This window comes from Brasilonema angustatum (assembly GCF_059505445.1).
Map to the genome: position 1 here is coordinate 56535 of NZ_JCACKO010000014.1, position 17037 is coordinate 73571.

Here is a 17037-nt window from a genome sequence, read left to right on the forward strand (position 1 = left end):
CTCAGGGTCATCTTTGTAGTTGCTGGCGAATGCTTGGACTGCTGCACCTCGCACAGACGAATCATCATCAGCAGTAGCGCGTTGTTTGAGGAAGTCTAAGGTATCAGCATCATCTTTATAGTTACTGGCTAATGCTTCGATTGCTGCGCGTCGCACAGACGAATCATCATCAGCAGTAGCGCGTTGTTTGAGGAAGGCTTTGGTATCAGGGTCATCTTTGTAGTTGCTGGCGAATGCTTGGACTGCTGCACCTCGCACAAACGAATTATCATCAGCAGTAGTGCTTTGTTTGAGGATGGCTAAAGTCTCAGTGTCATCTTGGTAGTTGCTGACTAATGCTTGGACTGCTGCACGTCGCACATCCCAATTATCATCAGCAGTAGCCCGTTGTTTGAGGATGGCTAAAGTCTCAGTGTCATCTTTGTAGTTGCTGACTAATGCTTCAGCTGCTGCACGTCGCACAAACGCATAATCATCAGCAGTAGCGCGTTCTTTAAGCCAGCCTAAGGTATCAGCCTTATCTTTGTAGTTGCTGGCTAATGCTTCGACTGCTGCATATCGCACAAACGAATCATCATCAGCAGTAGCCCGTTGTTTGAGGAAGGCTAAAGCATCAGCGTCATCTTTGTAGTTGCTGGCTAATGCTTCGACTGCTGCATATCGTACAAACGAATCATCATCAGCAGTAGCCCGTTGTTTGAGGAAGGCTAAAGCATCAGCGTCATCTTTGTAGTTGCTGGCTAATGCTTCGACTGCTTGGGTGCGAATTTTCTGAACTAGTTTTGTTTGTTCATCAAATAAGTCGTAATAATAATTTAAGTCATATTTGGTTAAGTCTTTAAAGCGCTTTAGTAATTTCTGAACAGTGTTTACAATTACTGTCCTATTCCTCACCTCAGAAAGACACTTAGCCGCCAAAAAAAAGTTGCTAAATTTCTCCGCCTCACCATTCTGCCCAATTAAGTATTCCAAAATTTCACCAACAAATTTTGGTTCAATCATTCCTGTAATCAGCCGCAAGACTTCATGCCAAGTTTCATCATGCCAATGTTTGCCAAAAACTTGCGTCTTAAGTTCTTCAAGTTCTAGCGATCGCGTCTCTTTAAACTGCCAGACAAATTCCCAAGCACAGAAATATTCCAAAAATGTCCGATGAACAAACGCATAGTAATCTGCACCCAGGAAACATAACATAAAGTTGCGAGTCCGCAGTTGATTTATCATCACTCTGGCAGCTTCTCTTGCTTTGTCAACTTCGATAGTTTTTAGATAATCGGTCAAAATCCTTTCTAAATCACTCGCACTTATCAAATTACCTGCCAAACCTTTTTCACTGGTTTGCATATGGTAAGCAACTTGACGTAACATTGCTTGCTTATCTTTATAATCTATCGTTTTTGGATCTAATCTCTTATCTTCCGTCAAAGCACGTTCCACATCCCATTGATGCAGCAGCACCCGCGATGCTTGGTTGTAAAGTTCTGCTCTATCTCTTGGCAATTCTTGGTTACGATTCAAAATTGCCATCATCGTCAACAATAAAGGATTTCCAGCAAGTTCTGCTATCGAGTTTGATGTGTCAATTGCTCTTTGCAGTCGCTCTTTTTTTCTATCTCCATCAATCTTGTCAGTAAATGTGTCAGAATGCCAACGGTTGATAAAATCTTGAATTTGTTCTGGTTCCAAATCTTGCAGCATGAAATGCTTAAACTCAGCATCTCGCAGCCGTTGCGCTTTATATCCAATAACGCGAGAAGTCACAATGACTTGTACATTGGGATATTCATTTGTGAAGCGGTGAATATCTGCTATGACATCTTCTCGCCTACCAGGATCAAAAACTTCATCCAAACCATCAAACATGAATAAGGCGTTACCAGCCTTGAGTTGTTCTTGCAATTTATGTTGATTGAGGTGAGCGATCGCACCACTAGATTTATGAAAGAACTCAAGAAAATTACTGCATTCTTTATCTTCCCGTTGCCGCATATAAGTGCGTAACTCAATCAGCAAGGGAATCGGCGGAGGATTTTTTATCTTATCAAGCCGATCCAGTGTTTGTTCTACCCAATCTAACGCCAGGTATTGCAATAATGTAGATTTTCCTGAACCTGGATCACCTAATATAACAATATATTTCTAGTTTTGTTTGTTTTCAACAATTTTTTGAACTGAACCTACTGGCTGTTCTAAATAAACTCGCTTGTGACGTTCTAATTCTTCTAATGCAATTTCTTCTGCTTCGAGTTCGTTCTTTTCTCGCAGTCGTCGGAGATGTTCTTTAGGGAGTTCGTGAACTTGTGGTAAGACTTGGTGAACTTCTCGCACATTTTGCGGAATAAAGATTCGCCATAATCGCAATTCGTTATAGGCGTAACCGCTGGTATCTATACTATCTAGTTTTAGATTGGCGTAGCACTCGCGAATTGCTTCTTGATATTGTTTTAAATGAAATTCGGGGATAATTCCGGCAGTCTCTGTTGTGTTTTCTGCGATTTTTTCAATATTTTGGGAATCCAGAATAGCTCTCAGTTCAGATGAGTCCTGAATAATCGCTTTGACTTTTTTGACGTAACGCTTACCAAGCTTTGTCCAATCAAATTCGTTTGGCAAAGCTGACAAATTCTGTTCGTTCCAAATCTTTTTTAACTTTATTGTATCTAGAGCATGACACTCATCATGAAAAGGAGTTCCCAGTATTTCTTGAACTTTTTTCTCATTCAGAAATTTTTGTAGCGGTTTGTTATACTCCTTAACTTCATTATCAGGAATGTCAGCATCTTGTAACTCTTGCTGCACGAGTGACAAAAACTCTTTAACTGCTTTTCCAGCAGCAATATCTATTTCTTCCTTTTTTAGTTTCTGTAAAATCTGGCTGGGGATAGCTTTCAATACATCTTTGAGTATATCTTTTAATAAATCTTTGCCTACATCTTGGGCAAATTGTTTCATCACTGGTTGGAAGAGGAACCCAACAGCAGTACTAACTCCCCAAGCGGTTAAAAAGTCTATAGGCATAATACTCGTGTTTGCTCAGCTCTTGATTATGAGTATATACACTAGCCTTAGTCATATTTCCTGATTTCAGGGTAACCTTAGCAATATGACAACTCAAGAAATGCGATACGCGTGAGGGCACTTTGTGCAACAATTGTGTGGATACTGTTGACAAATCCAACCTAAGGTGGGCACTGTCCACTCACAGCATATCAGTGACATAAGAAGGTTGGCAGTGCCCACCCTACAAATTAAGGGCGATCTGCCGAAGGCAGCAGCGAAGCTATCGCCTTAACTAGCCTTAACCAAGAGTCTCCGGATCTACTCCTAACTCACGCAATTTATCTGCTAATCTTTTAATCCGTTCTTCTGGCGTGGGATAACGTTTTCCTTCCTCATCATACCAATAAAGCCACTCTCGCGTTACGCCTCCATAAGTCCCGCGATAGCGAAGCGCTGCTGCTTTCAGCAGATCGCAACCAATTCCCAAACCAACTTCCGGTAGCCAAACAGGATTTCCCTCTTGCAATTCATACTTATCATCCACCAACCGATGCACTTCCAAACGCGGTTTGCGGCGACGCCGGGAAGAGTAAATAATATAATACAAAACACCCAGTGCTGCATATTCTTCTTTTTTAGTGCTATATTCTTTGCGATAATTTTGAGAAACAACTTCTAGCACCAAAGTAGGGACAACGTTTTCGTCCCATAGGACATAACTTGGTCGTAACTCCTCATCATAAACTCGCTCTACTCCCAAGCTCAAAAATCCATCTGGTACAATCGGCGGTTTATCTGGGTGAGAATAAATACCCATGTCTATCCCAAAAAACCAGTCCATGCGTTCTGCCCATAGTATCAGCAGTATCGCTTTGAGCAAGCCTGGTATCAATTCTTGCAATTCGTTATCCACAGGGGTATCGTCAGAGTCGGGTAATTCTTCGGCGGAGGGCAAGTACTTCGGCAGGTTAAACTCTAACATGACTGGTTTTCCCCCAAAACTGACTAAAATAGCGATTTCAAATTTAATTCAAATTTAAGAAATAGGGTAATTCTCGCCTGGTTATTTCTGCGGAAATTTTCGCACTTGAAACTTACTTGAGTGTTTGTTGGGGCGGAACTTTCACCTTCAGTTGTTCGATTATCACACTTTTGATCCTTTGTGTATGTTTGTCAGAATAGAGGTGTAGTCTATATTAATTATCCTTGCACCATAGGTCTATAGGGTAGATTTATGAGAAAGGGGCGTTTGATTTGAAAAAAGTGATAGAAAGGAATTATGGACAACAACAACAACTGGATGAAGCAGTTATTAACCATAGGTCTTGGGACAACGTCCTTGGTAGCAGACAAACTGCGGGAAGCGAGTGACCAACTTGTTAAGGATGGTAAGCTTGATCCTGAGCAAGCAAAAGCAGTTATGGATGACATGGTACAGCAGTTGAAGTCGGAGCAGGGAAATTGGGAGGGAAATATGCAACGACAACTGCGAAATATGCTACAGGAATTGGGGGTGCCTCGTCAGTCGGAAATGGACGAACTGCGTGGTAGAATTGACCGTTTAGAGCGTCAAGTGCGTGATTTAGAAAATAAGCTTTGGCGTTAAAGGTCGCTTTGTGGTTTACACTAAATTTTGTTCTACTGGTTATCCTAAAGTACCCAGAATACTGAGTAAGGAGGATTTATTTTGAAAGCGATTTTACTCAGCGTGGGTTTCATGCTGGTTTGTGTTTTGGCTCTGGTATTTGCGCAAATAAGCGGTAACAAACAAGATACTGCTGTTGCTAGCCAGTTGACCGAAACAACTCCAGCACCCATCCAGGTACAAGAAAACAATACCCTTATTGCGAGTAAAAATATGTCTGATGCTAATGTCGTCACCACGCCCTCTGGACTTAAGTACACTGAGTTAAAAGAGGGGACTGGCGCGACTCCTAAAAAAGGACAAACGGTTGTCGTTCACTACACCGGGACTTTAGAAGATGGTACCAAGTTCGATAGTTCACGCGATCGCGGTCAACCCTTTAGTTTTAAAGTAGGTATTGGACAAGTGATCAAAGGCTGGGATGAAGGATTAAGTACTATGAAAGTAGGTGAGCGTCGTAAATTCATTATACCTCCCGAGTTAGGTTACGGCGCTCGTGGTGCTGGTGGTGTTATTCCACCGAACGCTACTTTGATTTTTGATGTGGAATTGCTGAAAATTCAGTAATGACTAATCGTTAGTAGTTTGTTGTTAGTTATTAATCATAACTATTAATAACTTGCCACGAACTACTAATTTATTTTCAATAATAAGTTATCAGTTATCAGTTACCAGCTATCAGTTGTTACTGTTCCCTGTTCCCCTTCGGGTTCGCCAGTCCCCCATCGTGACGGAGACCGCCAAGACGGGGGCTGGTCTCACCTGTTCCCTGTTCCCTATTCCCCTTCGGGTTCGCCAGTCCCCCATCGTGACGGAGACCGCCAAGACGGGGGCTGGTCTCACCTGTTCCCTGTTCCCTATTCCCTGTTTACTGTTCACTGATTTAATAATTATTCGGTCTGGCTAAATTTTTAAACTTCGTTAATTGTGGATCAAACAAGAGTTTAACAGTACCTGTTGGACCATTACGGTGCTTAGCTATGATCACCTCAGCAACTCCTCTATCTGGGCTATCGCTGATATAGTAATCGTCTCTGTACAACATAATAACTAAATCGGCATCTTGCTCAATACTTCCACTTTCTCTCAAATCAGATAACATGGGACGTTTGTTCGTACGTGCTTCTACTCCTCGACTCAACTGAGATAAAGCAATCACTGGGACACTTAATTCACGCGCTAAACCTTTAAGACTTCGGGTAATTTTTGATAGTTCTTGGACGCGGTTATCGCCCCCTCCTTCCATTAATTGCAAGTAATCTATAATAATTAATCCTAGTTCTGTATTTAATTCTGTTTGCAAACGCCGCGCTTGACTTCGCATTTCTGTAACTGTAATATTTGGCGTATCATCAATATGAATTGGCATATCAGAGAGCATACCAATCGCACGGCTTAAAGGTTCCCATTGAGTTTGGCTGATCCGTCCACTCCGTAAATAACTCGTTTCAATTCCCGCCTCACTTGCTAACAATCGCTGCGCCAGTTGTTCTTTTGACATTTCTAAGCTGAAGATAGCAACTGGTAATTTATATGAAGCAGCAATATTATGAGCAAGATTGAGACAGAACGCGGTTTTTCCCATTGATGGACGACCCGCAACAATAATCAAATCAGAACGTTGAAAACCGCTAGTCATACCGTCTAAATCATAAAACCCGCAAGGAATTCCCGGTAGGGCGATACCTTGATGGCGAGTTTCAATATCTTGGAAAGTATTAATCAGGGTGTTAGAAATGTGAACCAGACCGACTTGGGGACGTTCTTGAGTGATACCAAAGACTTTTTGTTCTGCTTGATCTAAAACAGTTGGTAACTCAGTTTCTGTCTGATAACCCAGATGCACAATTTCATTTCCAGCTTTAATTAATCGACGCCGCAGGTATTTTTCCATAATTAAATCTGCTAAGGCATCGATATTAACGGCTGACACTGTACGATCTACTAATGAAACTAATTTATTTCTACCGCCAACACGGCTTAGCATATCGTGGTCGTTTAGCCAATTTATCACTGCAAGCAAGTCTGTAGGTTTACCTTGAGTGTGTAACCTGACAGCGGCGTGATAGATATCTTTATGAGCGTTCAGATAAAAGGCTTCTGGAATCAGGCGATCGCTGACTCTACTAATCGCTTCCGGATCTAGCAAAATCCCCCCCAATATTGCTTCTTCCGCCTCAATGTTTTGGGGAGGGAGGCGATCCATACCATTACCTTGAAAGTTAAGTTCTTCAGACATAAATAATAAGTAGAAATTTTAGATTTGATATTATATTTAAATTTTTAATTTTATAAAGTAAAATATACATTTTTAATATGTGTCCTGTTTGAATCATTTCCACCCGTTGAGATGAATAACTGATATAAAAGTAAATATTCCATACGTGGGGTTCGTTAATGTAGTGTAACGCACCATGTTAGCAGTGTGTGGAGATAGCAAAATTAACATAATTTAAAATATGCTCAGAGGATGTTTGAAAAGTCTTATGGAGTAGACAAATTGTCGTATATCCACCCTAGATCTCCTCAAAAGGGGAGCGTAAACGCCGTTGGAGGTTCCCTGGTTGAGTGCGACTGGCGTCAACAACGCCTCAGTCTGTGCATGTGGCGTCCCGTCATAGCACAGCCTTTGTTGATTTAAGGCAATATTGAACAGCCAGGTATGAAAACTATACTTCTAAAACATCTTGTGAGAGTGAATATAGCGCTTGCGGTGTTGAGTGCGGTAACACGTGCTGTAGTGAAAGTACATGCACTTTCACATTATGTAATTCAAATGAGAAGCGCTATATTTTCATCAGTTATCAAAGAATTATATATTAAATTAATATTAAATATTAAATAATAAGATAGTAATTAGCTTGATTTATACTTGTGTCATTTTTTGTTGAAACTAGGCATTTCATTGTTAGCTAGTAAATACATGGAATTTATTATGAAATAGTAATAATAAATACAAATAATGGGTATCATAAGTTTTTGTAAATGTTGAATCCACAATCATTACTACTTCAGTATCTAGCTTTTCAATAATTTTTTGAGTATATTTGACAACTTTTACAAGATGAACGGTCATGATATTCCAATAATACTAAATAAGTGTATTATTTTACTTTTTGTGTTATAATATCTATCTATAACAAGACCTGAATTGAGTTAAATAGTGTAGTAGTATTTAAAAAAATGTAGTTTTCAACACGCAATTTACGCAGAGAAATAAAGTAAGTTAATTGTCTATCTTTGTCTGTCTATCTTACGCTACTTTACTTGGCTTGCGAGAAGCTGCGCTTCTCATGCTACAGCCCTATGACTGTTGTCTTAGTCACCAAGAGGTGGAAAACCCGTCAAGGAAGGCTGTCTCATCGCCTTCTAAGTATATATATGTATTTGATTTGACAAAAATCAATTTTGTGGCAAGGATTGTAAGAGAATCTCAAGAATTCGGGATTATTAAGGGGGTTATTTTAACATGTTGAGTAACCAATTTCAACGATTGGAACAAGAGGATGATATTCTTTTTTTAGGAGATCAAATTTTTAATGCAGTTCAAATAGTTAAGAAATTCCTTGAATATTTTGAGCCAAAGGGAAATGATTTAAATTTTTCTTGTCAAGACAAGTTTGTTAAAAAATATTTTAAAAAGAGAAATGTTACAGGCATATTTAATCGAGTTGAGTGGGAATTTTACCTGAGATCAGAAATACAATGTGAACTGCTTATTCCTAAGAAAAATCGTAGACAAAAAGGGAAACTTGAAATTAGGGTTACTTTAGAATTTTCTTCATTAAACAAACAATTCTCATCTGTAAATGATGGTGGAAGCCTATCTCTTTCTCTATCAATCACAGATAGTAAGACTTCAAAAGATTTTGAGATAAAAGTTTCGTTAGATTTCTATCCTGAGGAAAGATTGCTAGAGGAAATTTCTCACCAAGAAAAAACCACAGAGTCAGAATTGAGAAAATCCCCTACGGACACGCTGCGCGTAAGTCCCTTTGAGACAGGCATTCGTCGGAAAGGTATACACGAACACCTTGCGTCTCCCTAGGAGATGCAAAAGGACTTTTGTACAACTGGCTTACCCATAAACTATTCGTTCGCTCATTTTCAGGGAGTGTTCGGCAATTATGTCTTATCACTCGCTTTGATGTAGCTGATAGATTCTGGCAGTTTCATAACTGAGAGGATCTGTCGTCGGAGATGGGACACAGATGTAAGAAAAATGGTATCATTGCAAAGATAATAAAAATTAATATCACAAAAAGCCTTGAGCAGTTGCTTTCTGGAAGGGTGAGTAGTTGCTTGTTTGGGATTACCATCACAAAGACCAGTGAGAGTGCGATTGCTTCCCTCAGGTTGCAATGACTATGGCTACGTTGGCTACGTTGTCCGTGCGTAAGTCCTGTTTGACTGCAATCACTCTGGTTAGTTTTTTGTTACACACTTATAAATTTTTTCGCCGACTTACTTAGTACAAGATTTCACAAGTTAGTAGCGTTATTGAGCCTCTTGAAGCTTTACCAGTAGGTGATTCAATTCGTCACGGATTTCTGAAATGCTGTACTTAGTCTAGTTCCCGGTGCGAAACTCAGAAGGCTGATTCTATCAAGCATAAAAACCAAGGTTTTGGTTCCTGGAAACATCTTAAATTCGTACCCTTATTTTTTGGAAATTTAGTTTTGCACCGGGAACTAGTCTAAACTCCAGGATTTAGACATCGGCGGAAATAGTCAAAAAATGACCAAATACAAAATACCTACTACAATCACGACAAAAATAATCCGCCAGCCAAAACCTGCGGCACGGGCTTTGGCGAACATGGTTGATTAGTCAATGAACACGGCGACTCGAAGGGTTAATAAGACGCCCCGGATTATTTCCAGTCAACACCACTACCTTTGTAAGCACTCCTACACCCCTTTGACTACCTGAGTGCCGCTTTCCTCTACTCTCGTCGTCATTTTCGCCAAAATCTTTGAATCACATCCGGAATCAAGAGAATTGCTTGTGTAGTTTTCCTTGTTCAAATAGTTCAGACATTAGAGAGATGACTATACCAAGAAGGTGTCAATCGTTTTTTAATTTAAACTACTAAAAAATAAAAATATGAAAAATTAGCTTTTAATTTTGAGTTTTCATTTCAAAAAATCATCCAATTGAGTAAATCTTATGAATGAGGTAACAATAGCCCGAACAATGGTAAGTTAAGATCATCACTCAAAATGACTCCCTAAAAATACAAGAAAAAATTATTTTGTAGTAAAGGTTTTTTCTAAGCCAGATAAATCAAACCATTGAGGGAGCCTATACAGACGAATACTTCGGTACGTTTGTAGGTAAGTTCCAGAAAACCAAGAGATTTTTTTAATAGGAGGAATCAGATGCAAAACAACATAAGAAAATTTGTTTCCCCAGGTTTATTAGGAGTTCCCATCATTGGCGCACTTGTGTTGATTGGCTTAGTTGTCAATCGCCCTAAACCAGTAATGAGTAATCAGCTTGCATATATTGACCAATCCGCTGAGTCGGCTTACGATTCTGGGTTACCAACTTACACTTGGTTGCACCAGGATTCTTCTGGTGCCTCTTCTGCTGCGTCTGAATTAACTGCACAGAAAGAAACCCGGCTGCGTAAAGCACTCGCCAAATCGGTTACTACTCCAACTCATGTCAGCAAATCAAATGATTTGGAACGAGTTTCTACAAACACAGTAACAATTGCACAACCCCAAACACCCATCAAAACTGCCAGTATTTCGCCTACAGCAGCCGGCTTTCCTCAACAAGATGGCGTTTACCTCTACGGTCAGTCACCCAAGTCTGGTCAACTGGGGCAAGGATATATCATATTTGAAAAGCACCAGAGCAAGGTGATAGGTGCGTTATACATGCCCAGTTCTGAGTTTAGTTGTTTTAATGGCACACTCCGTCCCTCTGGAGAGTTGGCAATGACAGTGAATGGTTACCCAGGTGACGAAAGCCCAACTCAAGTGGCAGCAAACAATACATTACCTCAGGTCAAAGATGGTGAGTCAAGCACTTATGCTCACTCTGTGACGTTGCAAGATTATAATCAGATAAATAATATTAGTAGTAGCGATCGCCAAGTTTTACAAGCCTGTCAGGCAAATGTTCAACAGTGAGGAGTCAGGAGGTGAGAATACAACTCCTAACTCCTCACTTAGCACTTGTTAATACTCAATTCCTGGTTGCGCCTTAATACCCTGATCTCGGAAGGGATGTTTGACTAAAGTCATTTCCGTTACTAAGTCAGCGCGTGAAATCAATGCCGCAGGTGCACCTCTGCCTGTGAGAATAACATGATTGTTAGGTGGCTTTTGAGCTAGCCCAGCTAAAACTTCATCAACTTGTAAGTAACCAAGTTTAAGAGCAATATTAATTTCATCCAACAGCACCAGTTTGAACTGTGGATTGCGGATATATTCTAATGCTTTTTGCCAAGCGGCTATGGCTTTTTCAATATCGCGATCGCGATCCTGAGTATCCCAAGTGAAGCCTTCCCCCATAGCATGAAATTCTAATAAATCATCTTGCCATATACTGAAAACTCTTTTTTCCGCAGGTTCCCAGGCTCCTTTGATAAATTGGATTATAGCAACTTTATACCCGTGACCTAGCGCCCGCAACACCATACCTAATGCCGCTGTGGTTTTTCCCTTACCATTACCAGTATGAACAACAATTAACCCTTTTTCGTTAGATGCATTCTTGATTCGCATCTCCTGGACTTCTTGGCGTCGCTGCATCTTTTTACGGTACTGTTCTGAGTTGAGGGAGGAATTTTCCCCAACCGCACTTATATTAGTAGTTGTCCAAGTTTCATCGGTTTGCATAGTGCTGGCGTTCAGTTTAGTGTAATTATTACAAGGCTTTATCAAAAATTCGTTTATTAAAATGTTAAATAAATTATAAAAGTATCATAAATTGGTAAAAAATACAGGATATTCCTCTAACAGGCTATAAGTAGGAGAGTGAGAACCCTTACTACCTCTGCTAAGCGGGGAAATGATGAACCAGAACACTTCGTTTACAGCAACTGCGGCTCAATTATGGAAAATAGAGTTTCCGTGATCCAAGGGGATATTACCCAGCTACAAGTAGATGCTATTGTGAATGCTGCCAATAATTCCTTACTTGGAGGCGGTGGTGTTGATGGCGCAATACATCGTGTAGCCGGGCCAGAACTTTTGGAAGAGTGTCGCAAGTTACACGGATGTGATACTGGTCAAGCAAAGATAACTAAAGGTTATCATCTTCCAGCCAAGTGGGTGATTCACACTGTTGGTCCAGTGTGGGAAGGTGGAAATTCTGGAGAAGATGAGTTGTTGGCACAATGTTATCGCAATAGTCTAGCCTTAGCAGTACAAAACGGAATAAAAACTATTGCTTTTCCAGCCATTAGCATAGGCGCATATCGTTTTCCATTAGAACGTGCTACTAAAATAGCCGTCAATGAAGTTAATAAATTTTTACACAGCAATAACTCTCTCGAACAAATTATATTCGTGTGTTTTGGGCAAAATGCCTACAATTACTACTTGCAGGTGGTGCAAGAAATAATTCAAACCTAAGATTTAGCAATCCGATTTGATGAGTGTGAATCACAAAGTAGAGACGCTTAACAGGGAACAGGCAAGAAGCAATAAAGGTGTACCTAGCTTTGTCAAAAATCAAATAAGAGTCCTATTGTATGCTGTTTGTTGATTCAGATTTTGACCCTTTGGGTTCGCCAGTCGCCTGCGGAGGGAGAACGCCACATGCTTCAAGCCGGGAAACCCGTCCAACGCAGTGGCTCCCCTCCCGCAGCGCTGGACTCACCATAAATAGGTACAATTATTAGTTCTTTATTCGGGAACTACCACAAATGTCAAAAAAGCGGGGTAAAAAAATCGCACCTGTACCGATGTCAACTGATATCGGGGTTGTCGATTTGATTGATAATTACTTCACAGCATACAATTCAGCACGATTGCGGGAAATATGTCATCTCCTGAGTCGAGATGTATTCAAAGAAAACGTGACGGTAGCAGTTAGCCTTTCTGGTGCGATGACACCAGCAGGATTCGGAGTTTCTCTGCTAGCACCGCTTATCCGCAACGGATTTATTGATTGGATCATTAGTACTGGTGCTAATCTTTATCATGATATGCACTACGGACTAGGTTTTGAAATCTTTGCTGGTAATCCATTTTTGAATGATGTTAAGCTGCGCCAGGAAGGTACTATCCGCATTTATGACATCATCTTTGGCTACGATGTGCTGCTGGAAACAGATGCTTTCATCCGTAAAATTTTGCAAGCAGAACCATTCCAAAAACGGATGGGAACTGCTGAATTTCATAATTTACTTGGCAAGTATGTCCGAGAGGTAGAAAAGCAATTGGGGGTTAAGCATTCCTGTCTACTAGCGACAGCTTATGAGTGTGGAGTCCCGATTTACACATCTTCCCCTGGTGATAGTTCTATTGGTATGAACGTTGCCGCATTGTCACTGGAAGGATCTCCGCTGATCTTAGATCCTTCTATTGATGTAAACGAGACAGCAGCCATTGCCTACAGTGCAAGAGAAACAGGAGGCAAAAGTGCAGCTGTGATTATTGGTGGTGGCAGTCCTAAAAACTTTTTGCTACAAACACAACCGCAGATTCACGAAGTCTTAGGGCTAGAAGAACGAGGACACGATTACTTTGTCCAATTTACCGATGCCCGTCCAGATACTGGTGGGTTATCCGGAGCCACACCCTCGGAAGCTGTCAGTTGGGGTAAAATTGATCCAAATGAATTACCTAGCACAATAGTTTGTTATACCGACAGCACAATTGCATTGCCGTTAGTCACAGCTTACACCCTCAAGCAGTGTCAGCCTTGTTCTCTGAAGCGGTTGTATGACAAACGAGAACAAATGCTAGACAAGCTGCGGACAGATTATTTAGCAGCGAAAACTCAACCAGTAGATGAAATACCTGTTGCTGTGGCTCAAAGCACATCTTCTCAAGAAGTCGCAACGTCTCCTCTAGGCAGGCTTATTCCTAATACAGGAGGCCCAGAGTCGTAGGAGAAGATGGGAAGATGAGGGAGTGAGCAAGTGAGGGAGTGAGGGAGTGAGGGAGTGAGGGATAGTAAAATTCCCCTTACTGAGATCTTGCACCTCAGCGATAGTATGCCTTGAACTCAAGTTCAAGGCTAATAACCCAAGTCCGTTAAAACGGACTGAAAAACTTACCCAGTCCGTTTTAACGGACTTGAACTTTGAGCCAAGAAATTTATTTCTTGGCGGACGAAAGTTATGGTGCAAGATCTGAGCTTATCCTCCCTGTCCCTTACTTGTCTCAACTCAGATCGCTCCATAATAAAACTCTCAACCTACCAAGATCAATGCAGATTACTCAGTGTCTTCACACAGCCATTCTTGTCACGGATCTAGAACGAGCCGAACATTTCTATACAAAGGTGCTAGGATTGCCCAAAATAGAGCGCTCTCTCAAATATGCTGGCGCTTGGTATCAAGTTGGGAATCATCAAATTCACTTGATAGCTGCCCAGGGAGTCCCCACTGAGGACCAAAATGAAAAATGGGGGCGCAATCCCCACGTTGCATTCTCAGTTGCTGACTTAGACGCAGCCAAACAACAACTCCAAGATAACAACTGCTTCATTCAACCCAGTGCCTCCGGACGCCCAGCCCTCTTCACCAAAGATCCTGATGGGAATATTGTTGAACTCAGTCAGCAGTGAGCTTTTATCCGAACCGTATTGAATGGCGATCGCCTTAAAAGCAACTTCCGCATCGCCTATTTTTTTCTCAAATCTTGGGCAATATCTAGCGACAAGCCTCAGCACTTCTACGCAGCATAGTAAAAACCAGTAAGTGATTGAGCAGAGGTTATATTACAGCGCTTTTCAAGTAAATAAACCACGGGTTAGGGGCACGGCAATACTTATATGTGTCAACTTAAGCCAAAACCCTTGTCATTACGTCATATCAAGCCTGATTACACTCGTCCACAATTGTCGCGCTTACCTCACCCCGGTTTTGTCTTGCGCCAAAACCGCCCCTCTCCTTAGTAAGGAGAGGGGACGTGATAGCGGAGCGTGGCGTTAGCCATAGCGTAGCTTTACGGGGGTGAGGTCAAACCAACGTGGAATAGAGGCTTGAACATTAAGTTAACACGTATGGGCTAACCTTTGTCCCTACGAAAATCTCTGGTTAAATTAACTGAATCTAGCTGTAACCTGAAGAAAAATAAAGAATATTTAAGTTACTATTTATACTTTACATATTAAAACGCTTACAATATAAAAGTAAAAAAATAAACAATGTCACGGATGTAATCTTCCTAATCCAGAGTTATGGACAATCTCTCAGAAATCCAACTAGTAGAATATAATCGCTAAAAACCGTATAAAATGACAAAGTGTTGTCACAACACTGGGAAGGGGGAGCGTAATGGAACAGCAAAGGTATATTGTGCGGTTAAGTGAGGAGGAGCGGCAGGAATTAGAAGCGATCGTCAAGAAGGGGAAAGGAGGTGCCCATAAAATTCGTAATGCACAGATACTTTTACACAGCGATGAAAATGGTGAGCGTCTGACGGTGGAAGTGATCGCCAAACTACTGCATTGCAATAAAGATACGGTTTGTGAGGCACGTAAACGCCTGGTTGAGCGTGGTTTTCCGGCGGCACTTGAACGCAAGAAGCGTGAAAATCCGGCGATACCACGACTGTTTGATGGTGAAGCGGAGGCTCGGCTGATTGCGGTGGCGTGCAGTACTGCGCCAGAGGGTCGTGGCAGATGGACATTACAGATGCTGGCTGGACCGCGTAGTGGAACTAAATATTGTGCCACATTGTACAGCCAATACGGTACATGAGGTTCTAAAAAAAACGAACTTAAACCTCATTTGCGTAAAGTCTGCCGGGCGGAAGCTTCCGTCCGGCGAGCTTTACGGGAATGCTGGGTTATTCCGCCAGAGCAGGATGCGGAATTCGTAGCCGCAATGGAAGACGTGTTGGAGGTATATCACCGTCCTTACGAGGTCGATTTTCCCGTAGTCTGCATGGATGAACAACCAGTACAGCTGCTCAAGGAAACACGCACGCCACTGCCGATGGAACCTGGAAAACCCGAACGATACGATCCTGAATACGAACGCAATGGCACCGCTAGTATCTTCATGTTTTGTGAGCCAAAAGCAGGAATTCGCAATGTTTCTGCCCATGAACGACGTACCATGACCGACTGGGCTCAGCAGATAAAACATCTCCTTGATGTCCAATACCCAAACGCCAAAAAGGTCGTGCTGGTATGTGATAACCTGAATACCCACAAACCCGCCGCTCTTTACAAAACTTTCCCACCAGAACAAGCAAGACGCCTCCTCAATCGTCTCGAAATCCATTACACTCCAAAACATGGCTCTTGGTGAGCCAGTGCGTTGGGCGGCTTTGCCGACTTGAAGCAACTGGCGAACCCGAAGGGCTCAATATCGCCGAAATTGAACTAGCCACTCTTACACGCCAGTGCCTTGAGCGCCGTATTCCCGACCTTCCTACCCTCCAAGCTGAACTTAACGCATGGAATACACAACGCAATAATCTTCACTCTACCATCAATTGGCACTTCACCACTACTGAGGCAAGAATCAAACTAAAACGCTTGTATCCGGTTATTGATGATTAAAGACTACTAGGGGGACAAGGCGCTAGTGTAAGTAAGTTCACCCCCGTCGAATTTGGCAAAGACTTTTTTGACAACCTCGCCCAATGTCGTGACGATGGGGAGAAAATCCAGCTATTTTTGGAAACAGCCCAAAGACAAGATGTACCGCTAAGGGCGATCGAAGAGTTGTTGAACTACCAAGATGAATTCATCTTGGCTATGGGACTTCAGAGCTTTGGCTATATTACTAACCCGCAAATCAAAGCGCAACTTGCAACTCTCGACTATATCGAGGGACTTGATGAACCTCTTGAGGAAATCTCTCTGCTACCTGATCCAGAAGACTACAAGCGGCATAGTGTCAGGATACTTGAAAAGTTGTGTCAGGAAGCTAAATCGGGTAGCGATTTGATTCGTTTATCGGCGGCTTGGGCTATTCAGCAAATAGGTTACTCTGCGATGATTACAGGAAGATTTCTTCCGAAGTCAGCCGAAGATATTCAAAGTCAAATTATTAGTGAAAGTCTCAATCGTCTTAACAATAGGTCAATCTCTAAAGAATACATTGATTTTTGGGTTTATGCACCTAAAAGACAGAGGAAAAGAAAAGAAAGAGTGCTGCACAATTAACAGATGAGTCTCGTGGGGCAAGTAGTAACCCAAGTTGCTAGTTACCTCCCTGCGCTGCGCGCAGGGGTATCGCGTATGGT

At 41.7% G+C, this 17037-nt stretch carries 13 protein-coding genes and 1 pseudogene; 9 read left to right on the forward strand and 5 right to left on the reverse strand.

Annotated features, from left to right (window positions below; all coding sequences use genetic code 11):
- The 3 genes from AC5JM2_RS03740 to AC5JM2_RS03750 form a co-directional block, all read right to left on the reverse strand.
- The coding region (locus AC5JM2_RS03740; RefSeq protein WP_495833570.1) for an NACHT domain-containing protein at positions 1-2091 on the reverse strand (2091 nt) is incomplete at its 3' end.
- Between the two features lie 48 nt (positions 2092-2139).
- The gene (locus tag AC5JM2_RS03745; protein WP_495833571.1) at positions 2140-3018 is read right to left on the reverse strand and encodes a hypothetical protein; all 879 of its coding nucleotides are present in this window, start codon (positions 3016-3018) and stop codon (positions 2140-2142) included.
- 280 nt (positions 3019-3298) lie between these two features.
- Positions 3299-3982: a Uma2 family endonuclease gene (locus tag AC5JM2_RS03750; RefSeq protein ID WP_495833572.1), complete on the reverse strand. Its 684-nt coding sequence runs from the start codon at positions 3980-3982 to the stop codon at positions 3299-3301.
- 297 nt (positions 3983-4279) lie between these two features.
- On the opposite strand from AC5JM2_RS03750, the gene AC5JM2_RS03755 reads away from it, so the two are divergent.
- Both AC5JM2_RS03755 and AC5JM2_RS03760 read left to right on the forward strand, forming a co-directional pair.
- On the forward strand, positions 4280-4606 hold the full coding sequence (locus AC5JM2_RS03755; protein ID WP_495833573.1) for a phasin family protein: 327 nt from the start codon (positions 4280-4282) through the stop codon (positions 4604-4606).
- 81 nt (positions 4607-4687) lie between these two features.
- Positions 4688-5212 carry an FKBP-type peptidyl-prolyl cis-trans isomerase gene (locus tag AC5JM2_RS03760; RefSeq protein WP_495833574.1) on the forward strand — a complete coding sequence of 175 codons (525 nt, stop codon included), beginning with the start codon at positions 4688-4690 and terminating at the stop codon, positions 5210-5212.
- A gap of 316 nt (positions 5213-5528) precedes the next feature.
- Here the strand turns inward: AC5JM2_RS03760 and dnaB are convergent, their stop codons facing one another.
- A complete protein-coding gene (gene dnaB / locus AC5JM2_RS03765) occupies positions 5529-6884 on the reverse strand; it encodes a replicative DNA helicase (protein ID WP_495833575.1) in 1356 nt (451 codons plus the stop codon).
- Between the two features lie 1230 nt (positions 6885-8114).
- Here dnaB and AC5JM2_RS03770 point away from each other — a divergent pair.
- A complete protein-coding gene (locus AC5JM2_RS03770; protein WP_495833576.1) occupies positions 8115-8693 on the forward strand; it encodes a KGK domain-containing protein in 579 nt (192 codons plus the stop codon).
- 1333 nt (positions 8694-10026) lie between these two features.
- Positions 10027-10788, forward strand: coding sequence for a hypothetical protein (locus tag AC5JM2_RS03775; protein ID WP_495833577.1), 762 nt, complete (start codon positions 10027-10029; stop codon positions 10786-10788).
- Between the two features lie 48 nt (positions 10789-10836).
- Here the strand turns inward: AC5JM2_RS03775 and cobO are convergent, their stop codons facing one another.
- Positions 10837-11499 carry a cob(I)yrinic acid a,c-diamide adenosyltransferase gene (gene cobO, locus AC5JM2_RS03780; RefSeq protein WP_495833578.1) on the reverse strand — a complete coding sequence of 221 codons (663 nt, stop codon included), beginning with the start codon at positions 11497-11499 and terminating at the stop codon, positions 10837-10839.
- A 138-nt stretch (positions 11500-11637) separates the two neighbouring features.
- Between cobO and AC5JM2_RS03785 the strand changes: the two genes are divergently transcribed.
- The 5 genes and pseudogenes from AC5JM2_RS03785 (at position 11638) to AC5JM2_RS03805 (ending at position 16957) form a co-directional block, all read left to right on the forward strand.
- Positions 11638-12237 (forward strand): O-acetyl-ADP-ribose deacetylase, encoded by a 600-nt coding sequence (locus AC5JM2_RS03785; protein ID WP_495833579.1) that lies wholly within the window; start codon positions 11638-11640, stop codon positions 12235-12237.
- A 293-nt stretch (positions 12238-12530) separates the two neighbouring features.
- Entirely contained in the window at positions 12531-13721 is a 1191-nt protein-coding gene (locus AC5JM2_RS03790) for a homospermidine biosynthesis protein (protein WP_495833580.1), read from the forward strand.
- 320 nt (positions 13722-14041) lie between these two features.
- Complete coding sequence (locus AC5JM2_RS03795; RefSeq protein ID WP_495833583.1) at positions 14042-14401, forward strand: VOC family protein; 360 nt, start codon at positions 14042-14044, stop codon at positions 14399-14401.
- Between the two features lie 712 nt (positions 14402-15113).
- Positions 15114-16348 (forward strand): annotated as a pseudogene (locus tag AC5JM2_RS03800) (IS630 family transposase).
- 117 nt (positions 16349-16465) lie between these two features.
- Positions 16466-16957, forward strand: coding sequence for a hypothetical protein (locus AC5JM2_RS03805; RefSeq protein ID WP_495833581.1), 492 nt, complete (start codon positions 16466-16468; stop codon positions 16955-16957).
- Positions 16958-17037: the final 80 nt, after the last annotated feature.

Excerpts from the sequence above, each read along its gene's own strand:
- AC5JM2_RS03775 (WP_495833577.1), top strand. The coding sequence starts at position 10,027 with ATGCAAAACAACATAAGAAAATTTGTTTCCCCAGGTTTATTAGGAGTT.
- AC5JM2_RS03755 (WP_495833573.1), top strand. The coding sequence starts at position 4,280 with ATGGACAACAACAACAACTGGATGAAGCAGTTATTAACCATAGGTCTT.
- AC5JM2_RS03770 (WP_495833576.1), top strand. The coding sequence starts at position 8,115 with ATGTTGAGTAACCAATTTCAACGATTGGAACAAGAGGATGATATTCTT.
- AC5JM2_RS03750 (WP_495833572.1), bottom strand. The coding sequence starts at position 3,982 with ATGTTAGAGTTTAACCTGCCGAAGTACTTGCCCTCCGCCGAAGAATTA.
- AC5JM2_RS03795 (WP_495833583.1), top strand. The coding sequence starts at position 14,042 with ATGCAGATTACTCAGTGTCTTCACACAGCCATTCTTGTCACGGATCTA.
- dnaB (WP_495833575.1), bottom strand. The coding sequence starts at position 6,884 with ATGTCTGAAGAACTTAACTTTCAAGGTAATGGTATGGATCGCCTCCCT.
- cobO (WP_495833578.1), bottom strand. The coding sequence starts at position 11,499 with ATGCAAACCGATGAAACTTGGACAACTACTAATATAAGTGCGGTTGGG.
- AC5JM2_RS03745 (WP_495833571.1), bottom strand. The coding sequence starts at position 3,018 with ATGCCTATAGACTTTTTAACCGCTTGGGGAGTTAGTACTGCTGTTGGG.
- AC5JM2_RS03790 (WP_495833580.1), top strand. The coding sequence starts at position 12,531 with ATGTCAAAAAAGCGGGGTAAAAAAATCGCACCTGTACCGATGTCAACT.